At 28.5% G+C, this 9457-nt stretch carries 10 protein-coding genes; 8 read left to right on the top strand and 2 right to left on the bottom strand.

Annotated features, from left to right (window positions below; translation table 11 throughout):
* Positions 1-126 precede the first annotated feature (126 nt).
* The gene (locus H8S20_RS14635) at positions 127-447 is read right to left on the bottom strand and encodes a hypothetical protein (protein ID WP_032119306.1); all 321 of its coding nucleotides are present in this window, start codon (positions 445-447) and stop codon (positions 127-129) included.
* Positions 448-595: 148 nt separating this feature from the next.
* Here H8S20_RS14635 and H8S20_RS14630 point away from each other — a divergent pair, with 148 nt between their 5' ends.
* The 8 genes from H8S20_RS14630 (at position 596) to H8S20_RS14595 (ending at position 8916) form a co-directional block, all read left to right on the top strand.
* Positions 596-3229 carry a cation-translocating P-type ATPase gene (locus H8S20_RS14630; RefSeq protein WP_186860559.1) on the top strand — a complete coding sequence of 878 codons (2634 nt, stop codon included), beginning with the start codon at positions 596-598 and terminating at the stop codon, positions 3227-3229.
* Positions 3230-3436: 207 nt separating this feature from the next.
* Entirely contained in the window at positions 3437-3685 is a 249-nt protein-coding gene (locus H8S20_RS14625) for a hypothetical protein (protein WP_186860558.1), read from the top strand.
* 245 nt (positions 3686-3930) lie between these two features.
* A complete protein-coding gene (locus H8S20_RS14620) occupies positions 3931-5055 on the top strand; it encodes an MGDG synthase family glycosyltransferase (protein ID WP_032119304.1) in 1125 nt (374 codons plus the stop codon).
* 64 nt (positions 5056-5119) lie between these two features.
* Entirely contained in the window at positions 5120-5506 is a 387-nt protein-coding gene (locus H8S20_RS14615) for a desulfoferrodoxin (protein ID WP_032119303.1), read from the top strand.
* Between the two features lie 109 nt (positions 5507-5615).
* Positions 5616-6827: a beta-N-acetylhexosaminidase gene (gene nagZ / locus H8S20_RS14610; RefSeq protein ID WP_366456340.1), complete on the top strand. Its 1212-nt coding sequence runs from the start codon at positions 5616-5618 to the stop codon at positions 6825-6827.
* 100 nt (positions 6828-6927) lie between these two features.
* Positions 6928-7761 carry a mechanosensitive ion channel family protein gene (locus H8S20_RS14605; protein ID WP_032119302.1) on the top strand — a complete coding sequence of 278 codons (834 nt, stop codon included), beginning with the start codon at positions 6928-6930 and terminating at the stop codon, positions 7759-7761.
* Between the two features lie 206 nt (positions 7762-7967).
* The gene (locus H8S20_RS14600) at positions 7968-8483 is read left to right on the top strand and encodes a flavodoxin domain-containing protein (protein WP_032119301.1); all 516 of its coding nucleotides are present in this window, start codon (positions 7968-7970) and stop codon (positions 8481-8483) included.
* Positions 8484-8688: 205 nt separating this feature from the next.
* A complete protein-coding gene (locus tag H8S20_RS14595) occupies positions 8689-8916 on the top strand; it encodes a hypothetical protein (protein WP_032119300.1) in 228 nt (75 codons plus the stop codon).
* Positions 8917-9103: 187 nt separating this feature from the next.
* Here the strand turns inward: H8S20_RS14595 and H8S20_RS14590 are convergent, their stop codons facing one another.
* On the bottom strand, positions 9104-9313 hold the full coding sequence (locus tag H8S20_RS14590) for a cold-shock protein (RefSeq protein WP_032119299.1): 210 nt from the start codon (positions 9311-9313) through the stop codon (positions 9104-9106).
* Positions 9314-9457 lie beyond the last annotated feature (144 nt).

Here is a 9457-nt window from a genome sequence, read left to right as displayed (position 1 = left end):
CCTTTAGTTTCATATTAACCACCTATATTAAAAAATTTAGTATATATTTTATTATAATACTATATTTTACAAATAAAGCAATTGATAAAAACTTAAATAATTCTTAAATTTTCAATTAATATTATTTTATCTTTTGCTTTTTGATAAGTCTTTAGAGATTTCAAATTTATAAGTTAAAGGTTCTATTATAAAGAATAGTATAAAAAATAAAATGAATGCTAAAAGATATTTTGCCCAAGAGCCAATATTTATATTAGATGAATTTACAATAACTGCCCAAGCTATGAAGGTAAATAGCATTATAATGCTAAATATAAATTTAGATTTTATAGATGCTACTAACTTTGTTTTGCATTTAGGACAATTTATAAATTGCGAGTACTTTCTTAAAAAAATATCTTTAGTTGAAAATTTATAATTACAGTGCGGACAAGTTTTATTAATCATTTTCATACCTCCTAATATTTACAATTATAATACTATGTATTATAAAAAAATATAATTATTACAGTAAAGTTCATTATATTAAATAAAATATTTTTAAAAGATAATACTATAATTATAAATTTATTCACTTAATAAAAGGAGTAGTTATATGTATTATAGAAAAGAATATTACGATGTAGTAAAAGAATTAGAAAGCAATGCTGAAGGTATTACAAGCAGTGAAGCTAAAAATAGACTTGAAAGAGATGGGTATAACGAGTTAAAAGAAGGATCTAAGGTTCCTTTATGGAAAATGTTCTTAGAGAGTTTTAAAGACCCATTAGTTATTGTGTTACTTATAGCTGCTATAGTACAAATGTTTTTAGGTGAAGTTGTAGAATCACTTATTATATTTTTAGTAGTAATATTAAATTCTGTATTAGGAGTTACTCAAACTAGGAAAGCAGAAAGTTCTTTAGATAGTTTAAAAAAACTATCAGCACCCAGTGCGAAAGTGTTAAGAGATGGTAAAAAAGTTACAGTTCCTGTTAAGGAAATTGTAGTTGGTGATGTAGTATTTTTAGAGGCAGGAGATTATATACCAGCTGATGGTAGACTTATTGAAGCACAGACTTTAAAAGTAGTCGAAGGTATGCTTACAGGAGAAGCTGAGGCAGTATTAAAGCATACAGATAAAATAGATGAAGAAGTTGGAATAGGCGATAGAAAGAACATGGTATTTAGTGGAGCTACTGTTGTTTATGGAAGAGGTAAGCTAGTGGTAACTCAAACAGGTATGAATACAGAAATGGGAAAAGTAGCAGCACTTTTAGAAACAGCAGGAAATAAACAGACTCCACTTCAACAAAAGCTTGATGATTTTGGTAAGAAGTTAGGTATAATTATAATGATTTTGGCAGCTGCTATATTTGCAATTCAAGTTATAAGAGGATATTTAGCTGGAAGTGATTTAAAAGCTCTAATTTTTGATTCGTTTATGTTTGCAATTGCGGTAGCTGTAGCAGCTATTCCAGAAGCTTTATCTTCAATAGTAACTATAGTATTAGCTGTAGGAACTAAAGATATGGCAAAAAAACAAGCTATAGTTAGAAAGCTTCCAGCTGTTGAAACATTAGGGTCTACTGGTGTTATATGTACTGATAAAACTGGAACATTAACGCAAAATAAGATGACAGTTGTAGATTTCTTTATGTATGGAATAACAAAAGAAGAAGTAAAGGCAGAAGGCGACTCATCAGAACAAGTTGAAGCTATGAATTTAAGCTCAACATTATGTAATGATGCCGATATTACTGAGGCTGGAGTGGAACTTGGAGATCCTACAGAAGTAGCGCTTTTAAGGTTTGCAAATAAAAGAGGAATAGATTATAAAGAGTTAAGAGATAAATATGATAGATTGAGTGAGATTCCTTTTGATTCTGATAGAAAATTAATGTCTACAGTAAATTCAATAAATGGAAATGCTATAATGTTTACTAAAGGTGGGCCAGATGTAGTATTTAGTCGTGTATCTAAAGCTTTAGATGATGGTGATGAAGTAGAGATTACTGAAGAAATTTTAAATAAATATAGAAAACAAAATGAGGATTTTTCCAATAGAGCATTAAGGGTATTAGCTTTTGCATTAAAGGATGTGCCTGATGAGAACTTTGTTCCTGCATTAGATGACGAAGTAGATATGACTTTAGTAGGATTAATGGCTATGATAGATCCTCCAAGGGAAGAAGTATATGGAGCTGTAGCGGAGGCAACTGGAGCAGGAATAAAAACAGTTATGATTACTGGAGATCATAAAACTACGGCAGCTGCTATAGCGAAAGAAATAGGAATAATGAAAGATGGAGATATAGCATTAACTGGTCAAGAATTGGATGCGTTAAGCGAAAAGGAATTAGAAGAAAAGCTAGAGCATATAACAGTTTATGCAAGAGTTTCACCGGAAAATAAGATTCGTATAGTTAAAGCTTGGCAAGAAAAAGGATATATTACTGCTATGACTGGTGATGGAGTAAATGATGCCCCAGCGTTGAAGCAAGCTAATATAGGAATTGGAATGGGTAGTGGAACAGATGTAGCTAAAGATGCAGCTGCAATGATATTAACAGATGATAATTTTAAAACTATAGTTTCAGCAGTTGAAGTAGGAAGGACTGTGTATAGCAATATAAAAAAATCTATTACATATCTTTTTGCAGGTAATTTAGGAGCTATAATAGCTATTCTATTTGCAGTTTTTGTTGGATGGTCAAATCCATTTACAGCATTACAACTATTATTTATTAATTTAATAAATGACTCACTTCCAGCAATAGCTTTAGGGCTTGAACCGGCAGAAAAGAATATTATGAGTGAAAAGCCAAGAGATATTAATGAAGGAATATTGCAAGGTGGAACATGGCAAGCAGTACTTTTAAGAGGTGTTATAATAGGGATTGTTGTAATTTTAGCTCAATATATAGGGAATAAAGTATCACCAGAACTTGGCGCTGCAATGGCATTTTCTACAGTAACAATAGCTAGAATATTTCAAACTTTACCTGCAAGATCAGACAAAGTTACAGCATTCAAATTGGGTGTATTTAAAAATATCTATGCTATTGGAGCTATAATAATTTGCCTTTTGTTATATTGTATAGTACTAATTCCAGGAGTTAGAAGTATATTTGATATACCCAATGAATTTGGTATGCTTAACTTTTTAATTTGCTTAGGCTTTGGATTGCTTGCAGCATTGATTATGGAAGTAAGCAAACTATTTAATAAAACAAAGGCTAATAGTTAAGGATAACATTTGTACTTTGCTTCACTAGATTAATAATTTATATTTTTATTATTTTATTGAAGTGAAGTACATTTTTGTTTTAATATGAGTTTTAAAAAAATTTAAACATTATTTAACTTAAATATAAAGTTATTAGCTTATATATATTTAGTAAAATTATATTCATATGTTATAATTAGGATAATAAAACATATGAGGAGTTAGATCATGGTATTAGTAAGTTGTCCATTAAAACAAAATGATATTATTAAATTAATAGAAGAGTATAAAGTTAATGATGAAAATTTATTTTCTTTTAAAAGCAGAAAAGGAGTTCAATTATATTTTGATTCGAAACTAAATGATGATGAAGCTTGTTTGATAATTAAAAATATAATAAAGTCTTATAAATATAGCCCTGCACTAATGTATAATGTAGTTACTTGTTATGGAGATAAAATAAACTGGTATAAATAAAGAAGAATTTTAGTATATTTTAAGAATTTATTAAGATATTGTTTAAAGAAAATAGTGGGTTAAGATGATATAATAGGTAGAGTGTTAAAGAGTCAAAAGTATGGTCATATATTAAAAAATAGTAAAGTAACTAAAAATAATATATAATATACAAACGAATATTTCTTATAATGGAAAGTATAATTGCTAGAGACATAATTTTAGTAATGTAGTCATATGTAAGTAGAAGAAGGAGTATGTAGAAAATGAATATACTGATTTTATCAGCATCCACTGGGGGAGGCCATATGAGAGCCTCAAGAGCTATAGAAAATTACATGAGTGAGCATGATGAAAGTGCAAATGTAAAAATTGTAGATAGCTTACTATATATTAATCCAATTTTAAATAAGACGGTAACAAGTGGATATGTATATTTAGCAACCAAGACACCCAAAATATATGGAAAACTTTATGAGTTAACAAACAAAGAAGATCGTTGGATTAGCTTTGTGAGTAGACTTAACTATTTATTTGCAAATAAGCTATTACCATTAATTGATGAATTTAAGCCAGACGTTATAATTACAACACATCCATTTCCAACAGAGATGGTTTCTATATTAAAGTCAAAGGAACTTGTAAATATTCCTTTAGTATGTATAATGACAGATTATGCACCACATAAGACATGGGTAAACCAGCAGGTGGATGCTTATATAGTTTCAAATGACGATATGGTTAAAGAGATGAGTAATATTGGAATTAAAGAAGAAGTAATATACCCTTATGGAATACCTATAGAGCAAGTTTTCTTTGAAAAGAAAGACAAGGATTTAGTGCTAGATGAATTAGAGTTAAATCCTAACTTGCCTACAATTTTAATGATGGCAGGAAGCTTTGGAGTAACAAATGTTTTTAAGATTTATGAAGATATAATAAATATAAATAGAGATTTTCAAGTGATTGTTATTACTGGGAAAAATCAAAAGCTATATGATGAATTTGCTAAAGTTATAAATAAGAGTGAAAAGCAAACTAAATTAATTTACTTTACAGACGAAGTTAATAAGTTTATGCAAGCTGCAGATATTATAATAACTAAACCAGGTGGTTTAACAATTACAGAAGCTTTAGCATCAAATATACCTATGGCAATTTTTGATGCAATACCAGGGCAAGAGGAAGAGAATGCAGATTTCTTAATAAATCATAATATGGCAATTAAATTAGAAAAAGGACAAAGCTGTGATAAGTTAATTGAAGAATTACTAATAAACAAAGAAAAGCTAAATAATATGAAAGAAGCATGCAAATCATTTGATAAAAATGATTCCTCCAAAAATATTTGTGCATTAATAAATGAACTAGTTGAAAATAATAAGATTTAGCATTATATTATAACAATATTAATATATATAGTATAAGTTGAGAGAATTTAAGGGAGGTAATTAAATGACAAAAACAAACGCTATTTATAAGTGCGATATATGTGGAAATATCGTTGAAGTATTACAGGAGGCTGCAGGGACTTTAGTATGTTGTGGAAAACCAATGACTTTAAAGGATGAGAGAACTAAAGATGGAGTAGGAGAAAAACATCTACCAGTAGTAGAGAAGAGAGAAGATGGAGTATTTGTTAAGGTTGGAGAAGTTGAGCATCCGATGATTCAAGAACACCATATACAATGGATAGAAGTTCTAACAGATACTGAGGTTATTAGATTGAACTTAAAAGCTGGAGATAAGCCAGAAGGTATATTTAATGTAGATTATAATAATGTGGTTGCAGTAAGAGAATATTGTAATTTACATGGATTATGGTCTATTAATTTGAAATAAAGTAACAAAAGGTGTACTTAGATATCTAGGTACACCTATTTTTTGATTAAATCAAGGATAAGATGTTAATATTAAAAAAGGTATGATATTAACTGCAAGGGGTAGAAAAGTGAAAAATATTAAATTTTTAATGATATATGCTCTAATTATGTTGTTCTTCACAGGTTGTAGCGGCAGTTCAGTACAAGAAGAGGATAATAATATTAGTGAAAACAATAATGAAATTGAAGAGGTAGATAAAATAAAGGATAAAGTAGAATCTATGTCTTTGGAGGAGAAGATAGGTCAACTTTTTATAGTGGGATTTGAGGGTGAAGAAATAAATGATGAAATAGTAGATTTAGTAAAGAATCAAAAAGTTGGAGGACTTATATATTTTTCAAGAAATATTGTAGATTCAAATCAAATAATAAACTTGAATAATGAAATAAAAGCTATAGAAAAAGATATTCCGTTATTTATATCTGTAGATGAAGAGGGCGGTGTTGTTTCGAGAGTTCCAGAAGAGTTTGTAAAACTTCCTTCTAGTGGGTATATAGGACAATTTAATGATGAGAATCTAAGTTATAATGTAGGTAAGATTATTGCAAAGGAATTAAATAGTCTTGGCTTTAATATGGACTTTGCTCCAGTATTGGATATTGATAGTAATCCCAATAATACGGTAATAGGAGAAAGGGCATTTGGTAATAATTCAGAAATAGTTTCAAGGCTAGGAATCAAGACTATGGAAGGTATAAAAGATGGTAAAATAATCCCTGTGGTGAAACATTTTCCAGGGCATGGGGATACAGATGTGGATTCACATTATGGATTGCCTATAGTAAAAAAAACATTAGAAGAACTTGAAAATTTAGAGTTTATTCCTTTTAAAAATGCAATAGATAATGGCGCTGATGTAGTGATGATTTCTAGTATAATATTAGAAAGTATAGATAATGAATATCCGGCTACTATGTCAAAGAAAGTAACTACTGATATTTTGAGAGATAGCTTAGGTTTTGATGGAGTAATAGCAACAGATGATATGACTATGGGAGCTATAGTAGATAATTATAATTTGGCAGATGCAGTTATTATGTCTATAAATGCAGGAAGTGATCTTGTACTTGTATGTCATGGATATGATGATATTATAAACTCAATAGTAGCTGTGAAAGATGCAGTTAATAGTAAAATTATATCAGAAGAAAAAATAGATGAAAGTGTATATAGAATTCTAAAGTTAAAGGATAAATATAATGTAAACAACAAAGTAATAGGCAATGATATAGATATTGAAGGGATAAATTCAGAAATTAAATCTTTATTTAATCAATAAATTTATATAAATTATTATATTGGAAGGAATTGTTATTGAAAAAGAGGATATTTTAAATTAATGTATAAAAGGAGATTAAATAAAGTATAATGGAGGAAATATGACGACACAACTTGAAAAAATATTAAATTTAACTTTAGCTTGGGTATTAACTGATGGTGTAAAATTAGTTATAGGCCTTATAGTATTGTCTATAGGATGGAAGTTAATAAAGAAACTTATTAAAATTATGAATGTTTTAATGGATAAGAATAATGTAGATAAAACTCTAAGAAACTTCTTAGATGCTTTAGTGGAAGTAGTATTGAGAGTTGTTCTAATTATGGCAGTGTTAGAGTTTGTAGGAATAAAAGCTACTGGGATAGCAGCTATATTTGCTTCAGCTGGTTTAGCGATAGGGCTTGCATTACAAGGTAGTTTATCAAATTTCGCTGGAGGGGTGATTATTCTTTTAATAAGACCTTTTAATGTAGGAGATTATATTGAAGGGGCAGGGCATTCAGGAACAGTTGAAAAGATAAGTATATTTTACACATGTTTAGTTACTCCAGATAATAAACAAATACTAATTCCTAATGGGTCATTAGCTAATGATAGTATAGTAAATTATTCTTCAAAAGATACAAGAAGAGTTGATATAGTTTTTGGTGTATCTTATGATGACGATATATTTAAGGTTAAAAGAATTCTTACACAAGTTGTAGACGCTAATGAGTTAATACTTAAAAATCCAGAGCCATTTATATCTATAAATGAGCATGGTGCAAGTTCTATAAATTTTGTGGTTAGAGCATGGTGTAAGACATCAGACTACTGGACAGTTTACTTTGATTTATTAGAGAAAGTTATGGTTAGATTTAATGAAGAAAATATAAGTATACCTTATCCACAAATGGATTTGCATTTAAAGGATGGTAAGTTACAAGAAAATTAATATTATATGATGATGAAAGGTTATTGCATGGTTAATAAGTGCAATAACCTTTTTGTTTATATATTGTAAAAAATTGTATAAGTAAGGAATTTTATAATATTAGCAAACATAATAATCAATAGAATTATCTTTAGGATTTTTTATATTATTTAGAAGGATTTTATAAATAAATAATGAAATTAATTAACTATGGGGTGATTAGAGAAATGAGGACTTTAATTATATATGGTAGCAATCATGGATGTGCAAAAAAATGTGCAGAGCTTTTAGAGGGAAAGTTAAAAGGAGAAGTAGATATAGTGGATATAAGAAAGGATGTAACACTTGATTTAAATATCTACGATAAAATTATAATTGGTGGTTCCATCTACATGGGGAAAATTCAAAAGGAAATAACAGAGGTATGTGAAAACTATTATGGGAATTTAAAAGATAAAAAAGTGGGATTATACGTATGTTGTATGAATGAGGAAAACATTGAAGCACAGATTAAAGATAATTTTCCAGAAGAATTATTATTTGGTGCAGTTACACAAGGGTATTTTGGAGGCGCTTTTAATTTTAAAGATATGAACTTCATAGAAAGATTTATAATAAGAAAAGTAGCTAAATCATTATCTAAAACTAATGAAAAATTTAAAAAAATAGATATGAAAAAATTTGTAGATATGATTGAAAGGGGAAATATTGAAAAGTTTGCTAAGGCAATGAATAGCTTTTAATCAAACCTGAGCAAGTTATGTATAATAAAAATGAAATTTCATATAATAGTATTGTAGCCAACTAACTTTTGTTATTAAAGTTATAGGTGGTTATGGGGCGTTGCAGGACAAAATGCAACGTCTTTTAAATTGCTATTAAAAAGTGGTAGCACATACATAACTACAAACGTATTATAACAGTAAAAGATATAAAGTGGAGGAATGTATGGACGCTTATCAATTAATAGGGCTTCTTCAACAAAAAATGAAAGATCCAAGATTTGCAAGTAGATTTAATCAATTAGCAGAGGAATTAAATTCTATACCAGGTTTGCAACAAAGAGTAATGCAAATTGTTCAAATCGATAATGAAAAAAAGAGACAAAAAGAATTGGATAAATTGCCTTCAAAAGCAAAATCTATAGTTAAAGAATTATTAGAAATGTTAAGATAATTACTTAAATGAAATAAAGTGCGAAACACTCTTTAGTTAATAGTGAAGAGCTAAAAGTGAAAAGTTAGGGATGAAACTTCTAGGTAGTTTCTAAAATTATAATTATTTAAAGTCAGCTTAGCTGACTTTATTCATAAACTCTTAACTTTACACTTTTAACTTTTAACCCAATAAAGTGTTTCGTGCTTTAAATTTTTTGTACATTTATAGCCATAGGGCCTTTTTCCCCTTCACCTATTGAAAAGGATACATTTTCTCCTTCGTGCAAATCCTTATCAGTCCCTTTTTCTTTAACTTGAGAATGATGTACAAAAATATCTTGACCGTCATTTGCAGAAATAAAGCCATATCCCTTTTCTTGATTAAACCATTTTACTGTACCTGTATAGCTTGACATAAAATCTCTCCTTATTTTATAAAAATATCAATAAATCATTAAATAGTGTTTGAATTTAAATAATTAATTATACGTAAATATAAATTAATAAAATCATTGACTTGGATTTTTAGGCAAAGATGATATAATTATTTTAAATTAATA

Origin of the sequence: Clostridium hominis, assembly GCF_014287825.1 — a bacterium.
GTDB classification, from domain to species: domain Bacteria; phylum Bacillota; class Clostridia; order Clostridiales; family Clostridiaceae; genus Clostridium; species Clostridium hominis.
The sequence above is the reverse complement of the archived record's forward strand: the minus strand, read 5'-3'. Positions and strand labels throughout refer to the sequence as shown.